18 protein-coding genes are annotated in these 18288 nt (G+C 53.7%); 16 read left to right on the top strand and 2 right to left on the bottom strand.

Features of this window, described 5'->3' with window-relative positions:
* Nucleotides 1-31 precede the first annotated feature (31 nt).
* The 12 genes from BN348_RS13280 (at nucleotide 32) to BN348_RS09645 (ending at nucleotide 13492) form a co-directional block, all read left to right on the top strand.
* Entirely contained in the window at nucleotides 32-3550 is a 3519-nt protein-coding gene (locus BN348_RS13280) for a family 43 glycosylhydrolase (protein ID WP_052446868.1), read from the top strand.
* A 330-nt stretch (nucleotides 3551-3880) separates the two neighbouring features.
* Nucleotides 3881-4105, top strand: coding sequence for a hypothetical protein (locus BN348_RS09700; RefSeq protein ID WP_040197731.1), 225 nt, complete (start codon nucleotides 3881-3883; stop codon nucleotides 4103-4105).
* Nucleotides 4106-4182: 77 nt separating this feature from the next.
* Entirely contained in the window at nucleotides 4183-4920 is a 738-nt protein-coding gene (gene ispD / locus BN348_RS09695) for a 2-C-methyl-D-erythritol 4-phosphate cytidylyltransferase (protein WP_052446867.1), read from the top strand.
* A 4-nt stretch (nucleotides 4921-4924) separates the two neighbouring features.
* Nucleotides 4925-5398: a 2-C-methyl-D-erythritol 2,4-cyclodiphosphate synthase gene (gene ispF, locus BN348_RS09690; protein ID WP_040197730.1), complete on the top strand. Its 474-nt coding sequence runs from the start codon at nucleotides 4925-4927 to the stop codon at nucleotides 5396-5398.
* Nucleotides 5399-5682: 284 nt separating this feature from the next.
* Complete coding sequence (locus BN348_RS09685) at nucleotides 5683-5892, top strand: putative Se/S carrier-like protein (RefSeq protein WP_197068331.1); 210 nt, start codon at nucleotides 5683-5685, stop codon at nucleotides 5890-5892.
* Nucleotides 5893-5897: 5 nt separating this feature from the next.
* Entirely contained in the window at nucleotides 5898-7106 is a 1209-nt protein-coding gene (locus tag BN348_RS09680) for an aminotransferase class V-fold PLP-dependent enzyme (RefSeq protein ID WP_082020916.1), read from the top strand.
* Nucleotides 7107-7189: 83 nt separating this feature from the next.
* Entirely contained in the window at nucleotides 7190-8050 is an 861-nt protein-coding gene (cdaA, locus tag BN348_RS09675) for a diadenylate cyclase CdaA (RefSeq protein WP_040197728.1), read from the top strand.
* Nucleotides 8051-8061: 11 nt separating this feature from the next.
* On the top strand, nucleotides 8062-9330 hold the full coding sequence (locus BN348_RS09670) for a CdaR family protein (RefSeq protein WP_156136485.1): 1269 nt from the start codon (nucleotides 8062-8064) through the stop codon (nucleotides 9328-9330).
* A gap of 103 nt (nucleotides 9331-9433) precedes the next feature.
* Nucleotides 9434-11029 (top strand): NAD(P)/FAD-dependent oxidoreductase, encoded by a 1596-nt coding sequence (locus tag BN348_RS09665; protein WP_040197726.1) that lies wholly within the window; start codon nucleotides 9434-9436, stop codon nucleotides 11027-11029.
* A gap of 895 nt (nucleotides 11030-11924) precedes the next feature.
* On the top strand, nucleotides 11925-12110 hold the full coding sequence (locus BN348_RS09655) for a ferritin family protein (protein ID WP_040197865.1): 186 nt from the start codon (nucleotides 11925-11927) through the stop codon (nucleotides 12108-12110).
* A 16-nt stretch (nucleotides 12111-12126) separates the two neighbouring features.
* Nucleotides 12127-12399: a spore coat protein gene (locus tag BN348_RS09650; protein WP_040197724.1), complete on the top strand. Its 273-nt coding sequence runs from the start codon at nucleotides 12127-12129 to the stop codon at nucleotides 12397-12399.
* A 424-nt stretch (nucleotides 12400-12823) separates the two neighbouring features.
* A complete protein-coding gene (locus tag BN348_RS09645) occupies nucleotides 12824-13492 on the top strand; it encodes a M23 family metallopeptidase (RefSeq protein WP_197068330.1) in 669 nt (222 codons plus the stop codon).
* 89 nt (nucleotides 13493-13581) lie between these two features.
* Here the strand turns inward: BN348_RS09645 and BN348_RS13940 are convergent, their stop codons facing one another.
* Both BN348_RS13940 and rpsT read right to left on the bottom strand, forming a co-directional pair.
* Nucleotides 13582-13743 (bottom strand): hypothetical protein, encoded by a 162-nt coding sequence (locus BN348_RS13940; RefSeq protein WP_156136484.1) that lies wholly within the window; start codon nucleotides 13741-13743, stop codon nucleotides 13582-13584.
* Nucleotides 13744-13918: 175 nt separating this feature from the next.
* Nucleotides 13919-14179: a 30S ribosomal protein S20 gene (gene rpsT / locus BN348_RS09640; protein WP_040197722.1), complete on the bottom strand. Its 261-nt coding sequence runs from the start codon at nucleotides 14177-14179 to the stop codon at nucleotides 13919-13921.
* A gap of 212 nt (nucleotides 14180-14391) precedes the next feature.
* On the opposite strand from rpsT, the gene gpr reads away from it, so the two are divergent.
* The 4 genes from gpr (at nucleotide 14392) to rplS (ending at nucleotide 18168) form a co-directional block, all read left to right on the top strand.
* Complete coding sequence (gene gpr, locus BN348_RS09635) at nucleotides 14392-15282, top strand: GPR endopeptidase (protein WP_040197720.1); 891 nt, start codon at nucleotides 14392-14394, stop codon at nucleotides 15280-15282.
* A gap of 461 nt (nucleotides 15283-15743) precedes the next feature.
* Nucleotides 15744-16880 (top strand): stage II sporulation protein P, encoded by a 1137-nt coding sequence (gene spoIIP / locus BN348_RS09630; RefSeq protein ID WP_052446866.1) that lies wholly within the window; start codon nucleotides 15744-15746, stop codon nucleotides 16878-16880.
* A 27-nt stretch (nucleotides 16881-16907) separates the two neighbouring features.
* Nucleotides 16908-17270: a hypothetical protein gene (locus tag BN348_RS09625; RefSeq protein WP_040197719.1), complete on the top strand. Its 363-nt coding sequence runs from the start codon at nucleotides 16908-16910 to the stop codon at nucleotides 17268-17270.
* A gap of 553 nt (nucleotides 17271-17823) precedes the next feature.
* Nucleotides 17824-18168, top strand: coding sequence for a 50S ribosomal protein L19 (gene rplS / locus BN348_RS09620; RefSeq protein WP_040197718.1), 345 nt, complete (start codon nucleotides 17824-17826; stop codon nucleotides 18166-18168).
* Nucleotides 18169-18288: the final 120 nt, after the last annotated feature.

The raw sequence follows: 18288 nt of genomic DNA, 5'->3' as shown, positions 1-18288 counted from the left end.
AAGAGACAGGAAAATTTGAAAGGAGACCAAAATGAAAAAATTGACACGTTGTCTCAGCACCTTGCTGGCAGTTACCATGGTATCGACTGCGGTGATTCCGGCGATGTCGGCAATACAGCCGTCTGAGACAGAGACACAGACCAACGCAACCTATTACAACAATGCTACCATCAATGCGGCAGATCCGCATGTGCTCTATGATGAGGACAGCGGCTACTACTACGCCTACAGTACAGCAGGAGCCAGCAAGGGCTATTACTTCGGTGTGTACCGTTCGCCGGACCTTGTGACCTGGGAGAAGGCATCCAGCGGCGCGATCGCGTCCAACGACCCGAATCAGTGGGGTTCCGACTGGTTCTGGGCGCCGGAGGTATATCACAATGAGGACACCGGGCTCTACTACATCTTCTACTCGGCGATGATGAAGCCGGAGCTGAGAGAAGAGGCGTTCGGCTTTGCCGATTTCGGCGAAGCGTGCAAGATCGGCGTGGCGGTATCGGACAAGCCGGAAGGCCCGTTCAGCATCGTCGGGGATATGCCGATCGACTATTCCCCATATGACCCGGATTACTACGATGTCAACCAGATCATGGATTCTGCGCAGATGAAGCCGCCGGCCACGCAGGAAGAGGGCATGACGGCGCCGAAGGGCACCTACATCCCGACCATCGACGCGAACGTCTTCTTTGACGACGACGGCAGAATCTATCTGTACTATTCAAGAAACGCATACCGGAACTGGGTATGGGACGATGATCTGGGCAAGTACATCGAGGAATCGAACATCTACGCGGTGGAACTGAACACCGAGTGGTGGAACGACCCGACCGGCAGCACACAGCCGACGATCAAAGAAGAGTATGTGAACGCGACCAAGGATGAGAACGACGCGGAAAACGTCCGCAAGGACGGCTTTGTGCCGATCATCAACTATGGAAGCGAAAAGCAGGCGTGGGAGAACGCGCATGTAAACGATTACGAGAAGTACAACGGCAAGAAGAAGGACCGCAGATGGGCGGAAGGCTCGACAACGCTGAAGTACTACTATGATAAGGATGGAGACGGTGAGAAAGAGCCGATCTACTACATCCTGTACTCCTGCAACAACTATGAAAACGAGAATTACGGTGTGGGCTATGCCGTAGCGGACAACCCACTCGGTCCGTGGGACAAATACGAACTGAACCCGGTCATCTCACAGAATGAAGAGCTGGGCATGTATTCGACGGGACACGGAAGCTTCATCACGACGCCGGATGGAACGGAAAGCTATTATGTATATCATGGCCGTTCATCGACGACGGGAGGAAGAAGGCTTTACACCGACCGGATGTACATCGACGAGACGAAGCTGGATGAAAACGGACTGCCGGTGATCTGGGTAGACCAGAGCACAAGCGACCGTCCGGTGCCGTCCGGAACAGCTCCGTACAGCATCCAGGCGGATACCGATAAGCTGTACATCGATCAGACCAACGAAGATATGACAGCAAACATCAATGTGGATGTGAAGACCGCGGCCGGCGCAAAGCTGCCGCTCAGCAATGTTCTGAACCGTGTGGACGCGAAGGTTGCCAACGGAGACATCGCGGATGTCACTGTGAAGAACGGCAATGTGACCGTCACCGGCAAGCAGAAGGGTGAAACCACGCTGACGCTGACCTACCAGCGGCTCAGCAGTAATGGAAACTACTACGACGTCACCAATGGCGACGAATTGGTTTCGGTCAGCATTCCGGTTCTGGTTGCGGAAACCAATGCGACCTACTACAACAACGCAACCATGGCGGCGGCGGATCCCTATGTTTTGTATGACAAGGACAGCGGCTACTACTACGCCTACAGCACCGACGGTGCCAACAGGGGCTATTACTTCGGCGTGTACCGTTCGCCGGACCTTGTGACCTGGGAGAAGGCATCCAGCGGAGCAATCGCGTCCAACGACCCGAATCAGTGGGGTTCCACCTGGTTCTGGGCGCCGGAGGTGTATCACAATGAGGACACCGGGCTCTACTACATCTTCTATTCAGCGATGATGAAGCCGGAGCTGAGAGAAGAGGCGTTCGGCTTTGCCGATTTCGGCGAAGCGTGCAAGATCGGCGTGGCGGTATCGGACAAGCCGGAAGGCCCGTTCAGCATCATCGGAGATATGCCGATCGACTATTCCCCGTATGACCCGGATTACTATGATGTAAACCAGATCATGGATTCTGCGCAGATGAAGCCGCCGGCTACGCAGGAAGAGGGTATGACGGCGCCGAAGGGTACCTACATCCCGACCATCGACGCGAACGTCTTCTTTGACGACAACGGAAAGATGTATCTGTACTATTCAAGAAACGCATACCGGAACTGGGTATGGGACGACGATCTGGGCAAGTACATCGAGGAGTCGAACATCTACGCGGTGGAACTGAACACCGAGTGGTGGAACGACCCGACCGGCAGCACACAGCCGACGATTAAGGATGAGTATGTGAACGCGACTAAGGATGAGAACGACGCGGAAAACGTCCGCAAGGACGGCTTTGTGCCGATCATCAACTATGGAAGCGAAAAGCAGGCGTGGGAGAACGCGCATGTAAACGATTACGAGAAGTACAACGGCAAGAAGAAGGACCGCAGATGGGCGGAAGGCTCTACAACGCTGAAGTACTACTACGATAAGGATGGAGACGGCGAGAAGGAGCCGATCTACTACATCCTGTACTCCTGCAACAACTATGAAAACGAGAATTACGGTGTGGGCTATGCCGTAGCGGACAACCCACTCGGTCCGTGGGACAAATACGAACTGAACCCGGTCATCTCTCAGAATGAAGAGCTGGGCATGTATTCGACGGGACACGGAAGCTTCATCACGACGCCGGATGGAACGGAAAGCTATTATGTATATCATGGCCGTTCATCGACGACGGGAGGAAGAAGGCTTTACACCGACCGGATGTACATCGACGAGACGAAGCTGGATGAAAACGGACTGCCGGTAATCTGGGTGGACCAGAGCACAAGCGACCGTCCGGTGCCGTCCGGAACCGCTCCGTACAGCATCCAGTCCGACAAGGATGATCTCTTTGTCGATCTGGCGGAAGACGGTGTGAAGAACCTCAATGTGGACGTGAAGACCGCGGCCGGTGCAAAGCTGCCGCTCGCAAACGTGCTCAACCGTGTAGACGCGAAGATTGCCGACGGCGACATCGCAGATGTCACGGTGCAGAACGGCAGCATTACCGTCACCGGCAAGCAGGAAGGCGTGACCACGCTGACACTGACCTACCAGCGGCTCAGCAGCGACGGGGACTATTACGATGTGAAGAACGGCGGCGAGCTGGTTTCCATCGACATCCCGGTAGAGGTTGCCAGCGCGGTGATGGGCGATGTGGACGGCAATGGCGCAATCGGCGTGGCCGATCTGCTGAGCATCAAGTCCTACATCCTGGGCCGTACAGATTTCTCGGCGAGAGAGGCCTATCAGGCAGACTTCAATAAGGATGGCAAGGTCAACATCTTTGACCTGGTTGCGATCAAGCTGTATATTTTGAGAGGATAACAATTCCTTGACACAGTGAATCAAACAAACCGGCCCGCGAAGCATATTCGCGGGCCGGTTTGTTTTGTTGGGCAGGACGGCTGGGCCAACATCTTGATCTCGAAGAAGTCAAGCTGTATGTTGTTTTCAGGGGATAACAGCGCTTTAAAACAGTAAAACAAAACAACCGGCCCGCAAAGCGCATTTGTGGGCCGGTTTTTCTGTCAGGAAGAACGACAGGGCAAACATTTTTGACCTGATTGAAATCAACAGCAAGATACTGGCAGTCACATCCGACGCGGCGGGACAATACAATAAAGAAAGCACTTGTTGACGGGGAGTGGAGTGGAGATGGGAAGCTGTTCGGAATGCGGCGATATGAGCGGTATGCTGTCCGCATCGGCGATCGCGGCCGCGCTGTCCAAAGGACGCAGTGCCGTGGAGATCGCATATATTGGCAGTATCTTTGAATCGATCGGCCAGAATATGGGTACGATCGCAGCGCAGATGGCCTGCCGGGAGATTATAGAGAGCAGGGACTGTGCGCAGAAGCCCGGCGGCGCAGAAAATTTGTAAGAATTTTGCACAGGTGATTTACCTATACGGTGTACCGTAGTATAATAGAGGGACAATCAACATACTGGGAGGACAATATGAAAAGGACACAAGCTTCCCGCCCGACACTGAGCGCTGTGATCTGCGCGGCAGGCAGCGCGTCGAGGATGGGCGGTCTCGATAAACAGATGATCACCATTGAAGGCGTTCCGGTTCTGATCAAAAGCATCCAGGCCTTTGAAGCGTCTCTGTTGGTGGATGAAATCGTGGTGGTAACCCGGCGTCAGGAGATTTTACACATCGCCCAGCTGATCAGGCAGTACGGCATCACAAAGGTGACCAACATCGTCTGTGGAGGAAAGACCCGGCAGCAGTCGGTCATTGCCGGCATGCATTCGGTCAGGCGCGACACCGACTTTATCGCGGTGCACGACGGCGCGCGGCCGCTTGTCACACCGGACAGGATCGACGCATGCATCCGCATGGCGTATGAGAAGAACTGCGTGGCCGCCGGCGTCCGTGTCAAGGATACCATCAAGGTTGTTTCACATGACGGGCAGATCGTCTCGACGCCGGACCGCAACAGCCTTTACGCAATCCAGACGCCGCAGATCTTCCGATTTGATATTTACGAACATGCCGTGCAGAATGCCGAAGAGAACGGTCTTGATTTTACCGACGACGCGCAGATGGTCGAACAGATCGGGGAAAAGGTGTACATCGCGCCGGGGGACTACACAAACATCAAGCTGACCACGCCGGACGATATCTACCTGGCGCAGGCTGTGATATCCGAACGGTTTGCTGAGACGTTCGGGGAAAAGAAAGGATGGTAATTCGATGAGGATTGGACATGGTTACGACGTGCACCGGCTGGCAGAGGACCGGAAGCTGATTCTGGGCGGCGTCGAGGTCGCATATGAATATGGGCTGCTTGGCCATTCGGATGCGGATGTGCTGACCCATGCGCTGATGGACGCCGTCATCGGCGCGATGGGACTTGGAGACATTGGAAAATGGTTCCCGGACACCGACGAAAGCTTTCGCGGCGCCGACAGCATGAAGCTGCTGGAGTCGGTCGCAGAGACGATGGAACGCCGCGGCTGTAAGCTCGGCAACGCGGACTGCACGGTGATCGCGCAGCGGCCGAAGCTCGCACCGTATCTGGATGAGATGAAAAAAAATCTTTCCGCGGTACTGCACTGCGAACCCGAAAGAATTAATATCAAGGCGACAACCGAGGAAAATTTGGGCTTTACGGGTGCGGGAGAGGGCATCAGCGCGCATGCCGTCGTTTTACTGATGGAAGACTGATCCGGTATAGATCGTTCACCTTACCAGCGGCGGATACATACAATAAAAAAGGAAACTGTTTATCCTCTTCTGCCAGGAGCAAGCGGCGGCACGGCTTAAAACCGGCGCTGCCGGGGTATGAGGGGAAGGACTGCCTGAGAAAACGACATCCGGCCAATGACAAAGCGGCGGGGTGGAGTCTTTCTTTTTTTGCGGACTTACAAAGAGCAGTTTCAGAACAAGATTGTATGTCAGGCATAAAAACATGGTATAGAGGTGAACGAGATATGCAAGAGCAGGTGATTATGGTCAGTTCCATAACCTATGCGTTAAAATCACAGGAACTGCTGCAGAAGCGCGGTATTTTTTCCTATGTGGAGAAGACGCCGAAGGAACTTTCCGGACGCAGCTGCGGCTACAGCCTGATCATCCGGGATACGGCCCGGTATGAGGAGGCTGTGCAGCTGCTGATGTCCTACGATATAAGGATACTCAGGCCACGAGAAGGGGCGTGATCGGGATGATATACTTTGACAACGCGGCGACAACAACGCCGAAGCCCGAGAGCGTGCTGAGGGGCATGGAGCGGGGATTCCATGTCTACGGTGCAAATCCGGGAAGGAGCGGCCATGACATGGCCATCAAAACAGCCAAACAGGTATTCGAATGCCGCGAGATGCTGGCGGATTTCTTCCATGCGAAGGATGTCAGCAACGTGGTGTTTACACAGAACTGCACGCAGGCGCTGAACGAGAGCATCAAGGGTGTGCTCAGGCAGGGGGACCATGTGATCATCTCCTGTCTGGAGCACAACTCGGTGCTGCGGCCGGTGCACAAGCTTTCCCTGGAGGGAAAGATCACCTACAGCATCGCCAAGGTGTTTGAAAACGACGATGAGCGCACGCTGCGCAGCTACGAATCGCTCATCCGGTCGAATACGAAGCTGATTATCGCGACCCATGGCTCAAATGTGTGCGGCCTGGTGCTGCCGATCCAGAAGATCGGAGAGCTGGCGCACAGTCACGGCATCCTGTTTCTGGTGGATGCCGCGCAGTCCGCGGGCGTCCTGCCGATCGACATGCAGAGGATGAATATCGATTTTCTGTGCATGCCCGGACATAAAAGCCTGTACGGCCCGTCCGGCACCGGCGTGCTGATCACCGATCACGGCGAGACGCTGGACACCATCATGGAAGGCGGAACCGGCAGCAGCTCGACCGAATATACCCAGCCGGAATTCATGCCCGACAAGCTGGAAAGCGGCACGGTCAACGTCTTCGGCATCATCGGGCTCAAGGAAGGCCTTCGCTATGTCCGTCAGAAATCTCTGCCGGTCATCTACAAGCACGAGATGCAGATTGCCAGCTATATCTATACCCAGCTGAGCCGGATGCCGGGCGTCCTGCTGTATACCGGGCCGCTGAAGATGGGCAGGAACCTGCCGGTCATCGCGTTCAACATCCGGGGCCTGGACAGCGAGGAGACCACCGAGCAGCTCAACCAGATGGGTTACGCGCTGCGCGGCGGCTACCACTGCGCGCCCCTCGCGCATGAGTATATGGGCACGCTGGAGATCGGCGCGGCGCGGCTGAGCATCGGCGCGTTCAACACCATAGAGCAGGCGAAGCGTTTCTGTATGGATATAAAGAAATTATTAAAAAAAACAATATCCATTGAATTCGCGGGAATGTGTGATAGAATAATACTGGATATGTGTAATTTTGTTTAAGCGGCTTAAAGTTTCTTTAAGCTGCTTGACTGTACATAAAGGACATACAGGGGTCCGGATGTTGTAGAAATTGGGAGGCAGGTATGGATATTTGGAGCTCATTTGTTAACGTACTCAAGACCTTTCAGCTGATTGACGCCGTGGATGTGATCTGCGTCGCGTTCCTGATCTATCAGGGCATCAAGCTGGTGCGGGAGACGCGCGCCGAGCAGCTGGTCAAGGGCCTTTTATTTCTGATCATTCCGTTCTTCATCGCGACCCAGTTTGAGCTGAAGATGATGAGCTTTATCTTCCAGAACCTGTTCCAGTTCGGCGTCATCACGCTCCTGATTGTGTTTCAGCCGGAGCTGCGGCGCGCTTTGGAGCAGATGGGCCGTTCGAGGATCTCGCGCTTCAAGCTGTTCGGCTCCAACCAGCAAATATCCGAGGAGACCGAGGAGCGGTGGCGCATCGCCATCGACGCGATTGTGGACGCCTGTACCTCCTTTTCGAAGAGCAAGACCGGCGCGCTGATCGTGGTGGAGGAGGAAACCAAGCTGGGCGAATACATCAAGACCGGAACGGTCATCGACGCGGAACCCAGCAAGGAACTGATCGGAAACATCTTTTTCGTGAATTCCCCGCTGCATGACGGCGCGATGGTGGTGCGCTACGGCAAGCTTTTCGCAGCCGGCTGCTTTCTGCCGCTGTCCACCAACCAGTCGATCAGCCGCGAGCTGGGAACCCGCCACCGTGCTGCGCTCGGCATGAGCGAGAATTCCGACGCGATGGTGATCATCGTTTCGGAGGAGACCGGATACATCTCGATCGCGCATGACGGGGTGCTTACCAGGAACATCACGCCGGAGACGCTTCGTTTTTCGCTCGAGGAGGAACTGTTTCCAAGCCGGAAGCAGAGTGAGACGGCTGAAAAGAAAGCATTCTGGAAGGTGAGAAAAAAATGAGAACCTTAAATTTGCATAAAGTCATAGAGAACAAACGGTATGCGGTGGTACTGTCCATCTTCCTTTCGGTGATCCTCTGGTTTATCATCGCCATGACCTTCAGTCAGACGACCGAACAGACCATTCCGGGCGTGGTGGTCGATTTGAGCGGGCAGTCGGATATCATGCAGGAGATGGGGCTGAATATCATCTCCGACGAGCAGGTCAAGGTGAACGTCCGGGTCAGCGGCGAACGCACAGTCGTCGGCGGGCTCAAAGCGAGCGACATCAAGGTGACGCCGGACATCAAGGGCATCACTTCGCCGGGCGTCAACAAGGTGCAGCTGAAGGCCGAGAAGTCGGAGCGGGCTTCCAACCTGATGTTTGAGATCGTGTCGATCAGCCCGAAGACGGTGGAGCTCAACTTCAACAAGCTGGAAAGCGTCAAGGTGCCGATTGAGATCGAGCTGGACAACGTGTCCGCACAGGAGGGCTATACGGTGCAGGCGGCCTATACCGCGCCGACCGAAATCACCGTCAGCGGGCCGAAGGACGAGATCTCGATTGTCAAAACGGCACGTGTTAAGCCGACGGTGACTGGCGTGCTGACTGAGGATGTATACGAATCCTGTGAGGTTACCCTGCTGGATGAAAGCGGAAATGAAATTGAGAACAAGAACCTGACGCCCGATTACAAAACGGTCACCGTTACAATCCCGGTGCTGAAGACCAAGGAAATCCCGATGACCGTCGCGTTTAACAACCTGCCGAAAGGTTTTAAGAAGGATTCCATCAAGTATCGTCTGATGCATGACGGGCAGCCGGTCGAGACCATTCAGGTGGCGGCCAAGAAGCATGTCGTCGATAAATTGGAGGAGCTTCAGCTCGGGTATATCAGCCCGCCGGAGATCGGACTGGATAAAACGCTGACCTTTGAGGTGGTTCTGCCGAGCGGCGTACTCAATGTCTCCAAATATGAGAAGATCGAAGTGGAGTTCGACATGACCGGCATGACCTCCCAGGTTTTCACGGTCAGCACCATCAACATGATCAACAAGCCGTCGAACTACGATATCTCGCTGGTAAGCCCAAGGATCAGCGGCGTGACGCTGATTGGCCCCACGGCCGATCTGGACAGCATCACAGCGGCCGATGTGGTGGCTGAGATCGATTTCTCACAGATCAACCTGAAGACGGGACAGTCCGAAGTGAAGGCCAATATCTCGATTCCGGCGAAGGGGACGATCTGGGCATATGGCGATTATGTCGCCCAGATCACAGTGGAAGAAAAAAGTTCATAACAAAAAAGCAGGAAACGGCCTGCAGGATAAATTGGATGCAATTCGGTTTCTCCTGCAGCGGACATTTCCTGCTTTTATCATCATAAAGAACAGGATGTGGCATATGGCGCTGATTGTGAGCAATGTGCATGCGGCACTGACGGAAGGCAAGGACGCCGTTGTAGAGAGAGCGGCAAGAAAGGCGGGGCTGAAAGCCGCGCAGATTGAGCGGGCGTACATCGTGAAGGAATCGGTGGACGCCAGAAGAAAGGATGCCGTCCGGCTGTGCTATACGGTGGGGTTTGATCTGAACATCGATGAGGACCGGGCTGCATCGAGCCGAAAGGACCGGGATATCTCGGTCAGGCGGCGCGGCGCGCTTTCCTTTGAGGTCGGCACGCGGCGGCTGAAGTCGAGGCCGGTTGTGGCGGGTTTTGGTCCGGCCGGCATGTTTGCCGCGCTGGCGCTTGCGAGAAACGGCTACCGGCCGCTGGTTTTGGAGCGCGGTGCGCCGGTTGAAGAGCGGATACAGGCGGTGGAGCGCTTCTGGAAGGAAGGGACGCTCGACGAAAACAACAACGTGCAGTTCGGCGAAGGCGGCGCCGGCACCTTTTCGGACGGCAAGCTCACGACCCGCATCCACGATGATCGATGCGGCTATATCTTGGAGACCTTTGCGCAGCACGGCGCGCCCCGGGAGATCCTGACAAGGGCCAAGCCGCATATCGGGACCGACCGGCTGCGCGAGGTGGTCCGGTCCATCCGGGAGGAGATCCTTTCGCTCGGCGGGGAGATCCGCTTCCATGCCGCTCTGCGCGATATCTCGGTGCGGAATGGCAGGCTCTGCTCGATTGAGCTGGATGAGGGGAAACTGGAGACCGAAGCGCTGGTGCTGGCCATCGGGCACAGCGCACGGGATACCTTTGAGATGCTGGGGAATAGGGAAGTCCCGATGGAACCAAAGGCATTCTCGGTCGGCGTGCGGATTGAGCATCTGCAGCGTGAAATCGACACCGCACTGTATGGGAAGTTCGCGTCCCATCCGGCGCTCAGGCATGGGGAATACCAGCTCAGCCTGCGGGAAGGGGACCGTGCGGTCTATACCTTCTGCATGTGCCCGGGCGGGCTGGTGGTGCCGTCCTCCTCCGAGGCCGGAGGCGTGGTGACCAACGGCATGAGCGAGTATGCGCGCGACCGGGAGAATGCGAACGCGGCGCTTGTGGTATCGGTGGGCGCGTCGGATTTCGGTTCCGATGTGTTTGCGGGGATGCATTTCCAGCGGGAGCTGGAACAGAAGGCCTTCCGGGCCGGGAACGGCACCTACCGCGCGCCCGCGCAGACCGTCGGAAACTTTCTGGCGGGAAAGAAGGGGCTGACGCTTGGAAGGATACAGCCGAGCTACAGCCTTGGCGTGGAAGCCTGCGATTTTGGCGCATTCTTTCCACCGTTTATCTCTCAGATGTTGAAAAAAGGCTTGTACCGTTTTGACCGAAGGATCAAAGGGTATGCCTGTGACGATGCGGTGCTGACCGGCGTGGAAACGCGCACCTCGTCGCCCATCCGCATCCTGCGCGGTGAAACGCTGCAATCGGCTGGCGCCGAAGGGCTTTTTCCCTGCGGAGAAGGAGCCGGTTATGCCGGCGGCATCGTCAGCGCCGGCGTGGACGGGCTGCGCGTAGCGCAGGCGCTGATGCGCCGCTACGCGCCGGACACAGACTGATCCGGACGACAAGTCTGGCAAGATGCTTTGCATGGCTGCCGCGGCATCGTTCGGTTATCCAGTTGGGATAAGCCGGACGCAGACGGCGGCATCAGGATATGGACGCAGACAGAGACAGGGACCTGCTGTTGACACAGCAGGCTCTTTTTTATAGAATAAGCAGAAACATTGTAACGAAACAGACATTGTGCGGTATTTATGGTATAAAGGGATGAATGCAGATGAAACATGATTTCGAAAAGGCTTGTATGGAATACGCGCAGCTTGTCTACAAATATCGGTTAAAGAGTCATTTACAAAGCAGCTGCGGAAATGGGGGTACCTGCAAAGATCGACTTAGAGAACGTAAGCGTCCGCTGCCAGCCATTCAGCCGCCCTGACCAAAGCCAAACGCCGTCCGCAGACGGCCGAAGCAGAAAGAGGGATATCAGAGGGGGATTTTCAAGGAGGGTAACCACCTGCGGTGGTGCACTCGGCTATGCCGTCTTTTCTGCCGCATAGTTGTGGTGTGTTTGTCATAGGCTCTTTTCTTATCTCAGTGACGCGTAGCGCGTGCGCCAGCGCAGCTGGCCCCCTTGAACGGCCTTTCTTGGTACCTTCTTTGGCCGGCAAAGAAGTAACGACCACATTGCCAAGATATCTTGGCAAACACAATAAAACCGCTGTGTTACAGTGTTATCACCTCAACATAGCAAAAAGCATACCTTCACAAACAAAGACAGAATACATGTTCCTTTTTGATAGGCCGCAGCGAAAATTTTTCAATTATCGAAAAATTTTCGCTGCTTTTTTTATGCAGGTTCAGAGAATTCACAAAGAGATGGAATAGAACATGAAAAAGGAGGAAAAACTAGGAATGCATTCATATGCAAGCAACCATAAAGGAGAGATTCAAATGCCGAATTTAACAAGCAAGGAACTGACTGCCATTGAAGATCAGCTGAGTCAGGAACAGCTTCTCATCAAAAAGTACAGGGTGTATGCGCAGGCCTGCACGGATCCGCAGATCAAAGCAAAATGCGAGGAGATTGCAAACAAGCATCAAAACCATTACAGCCGGCTGCTGAACACATTGAACTAATTTGGAGGGAACCGTTATGGAAATCAACACCAACATGTTTGGCGACAAAGAGATGATGACCGACGCGCTGTCGGCACAGAAATTCATCACCGACAATTACAACATCTGGGCCAACGAATGCGCTACCCAGCAGATCAAAAGCGAACTGATGAACATCCTGAACGAGGAGCATCAGATTCAGATGGAGCTTTTCACCGAGATGAGCAAACGCGGCTGGTATCCGGTGCAGGCAGCTCAGCAGCCCCAGATCGATCAGGTGAAACAGAAGTATCCGCCGCAGGTTCAGTGATCATTGCGGGTGCTGTGGAATTTTAAAGTATCCGGCATCCTCAGCAGGCGGCTGCCGCTTACCGGGAATGCGTTTAAAAGGATGGCATATGCCGGCCTTCATCCGCTCTGCAGATGAAAGAAAGGCTTTCATCAGAATATCCGCCCAAAGAAATTGCCAGAGTATTTGAGATCCTGTGAGACGGATATCATCAATAGACAGCAACGTTTACATAACGTTGAAAAGAGTCCGGTATTTTGGCGCTTTCTCGAATGCGTGAGCATAAAAGCCTGATCGGCTGTCAAAAATACAATTGGAGGTGCAAAGAAATATGAGCAACCTACATTTCGGCAAATCAAAATTTTCCAAATTTATTTCAGGCAAAGGATTTTATGTAGCCCTGGCAGTATGTGTTGTCGGCGCGGGTGCTGCTGCATGGGTCGCAGTGGATAAAACGCTCGGCAATATCACACAAGAAAATCAGAACTATCTGAGCGATCAGAACACGAACAGCACCACGTCTTCCCTTTTCCCCGATTTGGAGGAGGCCGGCGAAATCGTCAGCAGCGTAGAGAAGAACGAGTCTTCTCAGTCGGCTTCCTCCTCCTCAAATCAGTCCTCCTCGCAGGCGCAGCAGTCAGACTCATCAAAACAGTCCGAAACGTCCAAAAAGGATACCGGCTCGTCGACGGGGGAGAAGCCCTTGTTTATGCTGCCCGTCACGGGGGACGTCATTAAAGAGTACAGCAACAACGAGCTTGTCAAATCCGAGACATTGGGCGACTGGCGCACCCACGACGGCGTTGACATCAAGGGCAAAGAGGGCACGCAGGTGAAAGCCGCGGCCAACGGAACGGTTTCCGAAGTTACCGAGGACGCCATGTGGGGCATGATGGTCGTCATCGACCACGGCGGCAACATGCAGAGCATCTACTGCAACCTCAACAAAGCGGTCAATGTCAAGAAGGGCGACAAGGTGGAACTCGGCACCATCATCGGTTCCATCGGCAACACCGCGCTTGCGGAGGTGGCGCTGCAGCCGCATCTGCATTTTGCGATGAAGGAAAACGGCAAGTATGTCGACCCGCTCAAATGTATGGACAAAGTATCGTAAACTGCCTTCGGTGTTTTCGTCCAGAGGCAAAAAAAACCGGTCCCAGCATTGCTGGACCGGTTTTTTGTTTCTATCAGTAAGAATATATGTCAGGATAAGCCGCAGTCATTATAATCCTTCCACTTTTCACGGTATGCACGTTCATTTGCCAGCTTGTACACAATATATCCGGCAGACATCACCAGCGAGAGGACGGAAAAGATGATGGAGACGAATACCTTATTCTCTTTGATGAACTTGATCAGCTTCATGTACTGCCACCTCCACGTTTTATGATGCTTCTATCATACCCGATTTAACCGGGAAAGTCAATACAGAAAATGGGACTGCCTGAGAGGGCAAAAAAGGCAACAAAAAAAGCAGACCCGTTACGACAAAGTACACGGTGATTCTGCTTCCTTTTGTTTATGCTGCAATTGCGAAGCCTTAGCCGGCCTGGTTCAGCCTGACCGTCAGCTTGGATTTTTTTCTTGCGGCGCAGTTCTTATGAAGGATGCCCTTCGCAACAGCCTGGTCAATCTTTTTGACCGCGAGCTTTACGGCTTCGTTCTTATCCTCACTGCCGTTTGTGATCGCTGCGTCAGCTTTCTTCAAAACGGTCTTCAGGTTGGAGTTGACAGCCTTGTTCTGCATCGTCTTGGTCTGGATGACCTTTACTCTCTTCTTTGCGGACTTAATGTTTGGCATAGTGACACCTCCTTTGCATTCCTACACATTACAATTCATCATAACATTTTTTCAGAAAAATTGCAACCGTTATACGCAAAAAAATTTTAGAATGCGCCGCAAAACAGATGCATGGAGTCCTATGAACGGTGAACAATAATGAATGACATGCGAATTCAGGACCCGTGACACGAAATTGTGCCTGGAACATCCAGAAGAATCGAGGGAATGCTATGAATTTCAGAACCGACCTTGCCATAGAGATCAAGGAGAACATAGCGCCGAACCTGCCGGACGGCGTAAAATTTGAAGAATATCAGAAAGAGCATGTGACGATATCGAGGATTGAAATCACCAATCAGGAAGCCGCCAAGGTCATGGAAAAGCCCATCGGGCATTATGTGACGGTGACGGTCCCGCCGTTTTCCACCACAACGCAGAGCTCCGACAGCGAAATGGAGGTGGTGGCGCAGGAAATCCAGAACCTGCTTCCCGAAAAAGGGCTGGTACTGGTGGTGGGACTGGGCAACTACAACATCACGCCGGATGCGCTCGGCCCGAAAACCATCTCGCAGATTCTGGCCACGCGTCATGTGACCGAGGACATCAACGCCGGCGCGAATTTTGGATTTCTGCGCCCGGTAGCCGCTATCAGCCCGGGCGTGCTGGGCCAGACCGGTATCGAGGTTGCGGAGATCACAGCGTCGATCGTCCGGGATATCAAGCCCGCCGCGGTCATCATCATCGACTCGCTGGCATCGATGTCGCTGAGCAGGCTCGGATGTACCATCCAGATTTCGAACACCGGCATTTCCCCGGGATCGGGCGTCTTCAACAAGCGCAAAGAGCTGAGCCGGGAGACCTTGGGCGTTCCGGTGCTGTCTCTGGGCATCCCGACCGTGGTCGACGCGACGACGCTGGTCTGCGAGCTGCTCAGCGGCAGCATGAAGGACAACATCGAGGAGATCAAAAGGAACGTGGAACCACGCGGCGAGAAGATGATGATCACGCCGCGGGAAATCGATCTTCTGGTGGAACGGGCCGCGAAGGTGCTGTCCTTTTCGATCAATAAGGCGCTGCAGCCGGGCGTTTCCAACGAGGACCTGATCTATCTGACCGCCTGACCTGAAAAGCGCTTTGTCGATCATACAGTCAGATCCTTTTTGTTTTATGATCTGGTTCCGTATCTGTGATGCGCTTATCTTTTCCGCCGTGATGGTATTCCTTCTTTATTATACTGGCAATAGGCTAAGGGACAATACCCCACTGGACGGTCTGTCCGGTGATGGTGTTTTACTTTCAAAGTATTGATAAATGAAGCCTGCCCGGTGGATGTTTAAAAAAGCGCAGAAACGATGTGTATGGTATCCGTTTTAAGAGAACGGTGCCGATCGACCGTATTCTTGAACGCGTCCCCAAGACATAACCGGCCGCTGTGCCGCATATGTATGGAAGTATAGAATTTCTGCCAGGTCAGACCCAGGGCGTAAGCCGCTGTGGACGGGCTTTCCGTTGAAGAGGTTCTGATTTCTTCTGTCTAAGCCTGCACAGGGAGGAATTTACCGTAAAGGGGATGGGCGATAGATTGAAACGCGCGAAAAATCATACAAGACGTATTATTTTGACCATTACAGCCATTGCATTGGGCGCGCCGGTGGTGCTGCGCCTTGCCGGTGCGATGCTGCCGTCGCTGGAGATGGTGACGGCGCAGGCGGCAATGGTTTCCGCCGGCATTGCCATGCCGGAAGGCGGATTGAGCCTTATTGAAAAACGTTTTAAGGATGCCATCGTTTCAGATGATGCTTCCTCGCAGAAAAGCAATGACAATTCCAAATCCGGTTCACAGCCGGCGGATGATTCCAAGGCCGATTCCCAGACAGCAAGCGAAGAGGAGCCCGAAGAACCCGTGGAGCGTCCGGAGAATGCCAAGGACATCGTGGCGGAGGACTTCAACATCCAAAGCAGCTCCTCCATGCTCAAATACGGCAGCGGATTCCTTAAAAATACAACCGAGCTGTCCAACGCGCAGGTGAAGGAGGTCATCGACAAGCCGCTCGAGATGAAGCTTGAGAAGACCGACAAGCCGCAGGTTTTGATTATGCACACCCATACGACGGAATCCTACCAGCTGCACAGCCAGCTGTTTTACGATCCAACCTACAACGCCAGAAGCACCAACGATGAACAGAATATGGTCAGTGTCGGCAACAAGATTGAGGAGCAGCTGAAGAAAGCCGGCATCGGCGTGCTGCACGATACAACCAAGCACGACTACCCATCCTACAACGGCGGATATGAGCGCAGTGCGGAGACCGTTAAAAAGTATCTGAAGGAGTACCCGACGATTCAGGTGGTGCTGGATATCCACCGTGACGCCATCGAGCGGGACGGGGGCGTACGTGTCAAGCCCGTGACCGAAATTGACGGCAAGAAGGCGGCGCAGATCATGATCATCGCCGGATGCGACGATGGCACGATGGATATGCCGAACTGGGATAAAAATCTGAGATTTGCCGTGGCGCTGCAGGATAAGTGCGAGTCGATGTTCCCGACGCTGACCCGCCCGATCTTCTTCTGTTACCGCAAATACAACCAGGACCTCACGGCCGGTTCGCTGCTGATAGAAATGGGAGGCCACGCCAATTCGCTGAAGGAAGCGCAGTATTCCGGCGAGATGGTCGGCAAGGCGCTGGCGGAGCTTTTGACCTCCATCACGAAATAAAGATCACCCAAAAGGACGTTTTAACATATGAAAGAAAGTTTAAAATATTATTTTACATCCATCGCAATCACGCTGATCCTGATTATCTTTGCGGCGGCGTTTTTTCAAATTGCCGCGCAGGCGAGGAGCCTGACAGGGGACGCCACGCAGGAGGTGCTGCAGCTGCAGCAGGCCGATGAAGACGCCTGGAGATTTACCGTTTTTGGCGAGACCTATGAGTTCTCTTTCCAGCCGCTCAAAACAGCCAACCGGGTTCGGAAATCCTATTTTACCCTGACGCCTGCGCCGGTTCGCCTGATTGAACAGGGCGTGGCCGCGCTGCAGGAACAGGTAAATGGGTACATGGAACAGCAGCGGCGTGAGGAGTTTGAAAAAAACATTCAGGATTAAAGGGGCCTTCGGGCCCCTTTTTTATCTGCGCACTTGATTCCCGCGTGACAGGAAAACACGGATTTGATTTTTAAGACGGATTCGTATCATGGATATGGAGCAGCATGATCCAAAACAGTGCGTCATGATATGGCGGGAGCCTCAATAGGATGCTGATCTTGAAAACGACAGCTTCCGCCCAAGATGCTCGGTGTTGTCTATATGAAGCAGAAAAGGAAAACTGAAAATCTTCGCGCAACCTATGCACAAATCACGGTTAGCCGCATGATAGAAGATCCATATAAGATAATATTTGCATGCATATCCCTCGTTTCTGCATCTCCATTCCTGCGTGATGGACGGTTTTTGTAAATCAAGCCGGACGGAAAAGTTTTTTGACCTTTTACTTGCAAACAGGAACAGAATATGGTATAATATCAAAGCATTTAAGTACGCCGGATGGCATGTTCGGTGGTGGTTAATGCCCGCCGCTTTTCGCGGCGAGACATTTAATCGGACAGTCCTCTTTCCAGGTGCTGGTTATGAATGTCCTAAAATTAAGGAGGAAGTATCGATGGATGCTTTAAAGCACATTGCTCAGGAGAGCTTGAAGGCTGAGTTGCCGCAGTTTGATATCGGTGACACCATCCGGGTCTTTGTTAAGATCAAGGAGGGAAACAGGGAGAGACTGCAGGCATTTGAAGGCACCGTTATCGCGAAGAAACATGGCGGTATCGCGGAAACCTTTACCGTTCGCCGTGTAGCGCATGGCTGCGGTATTGAAAGGGTATTCCCGATCCACAGCCCGAATGTCGCAAAGGTCGAGATTATCAGACACGGTAAGGTCCGCAGAGGCAAGCTGTACTATCTGCGTGACAGAGTCGGTAAAGCTGCGAAAGTTAAAGAAGCAATCCGCTGAATTTAAAACGGATTCAGAAAAAGGGACGATTCCGTCCCTTTTTTGTTATACTTTTATCGGGATACCGGAATGCATTGACGCTGTTGCCGTGTCGTCTCTGAGGTGCCCCGCGGAGTCCGC

Origin of the sequence: Candidatus Soleaferrea massiliensis AP7, assembly GCF_000820765.1 — a bacterium.
In the GTDB taxonomy this organism is placed as follows: Bacteria; Bacillota; Clostridia; order Oscillospirales; family Ruminococcaceae; genus Soleaferrea; species Soleaferrea massiliensis.
Note: the sequence above shows the minus strand (reverse complement) of the source record. Positions and strands in the feature narration are given on the sequence as shown.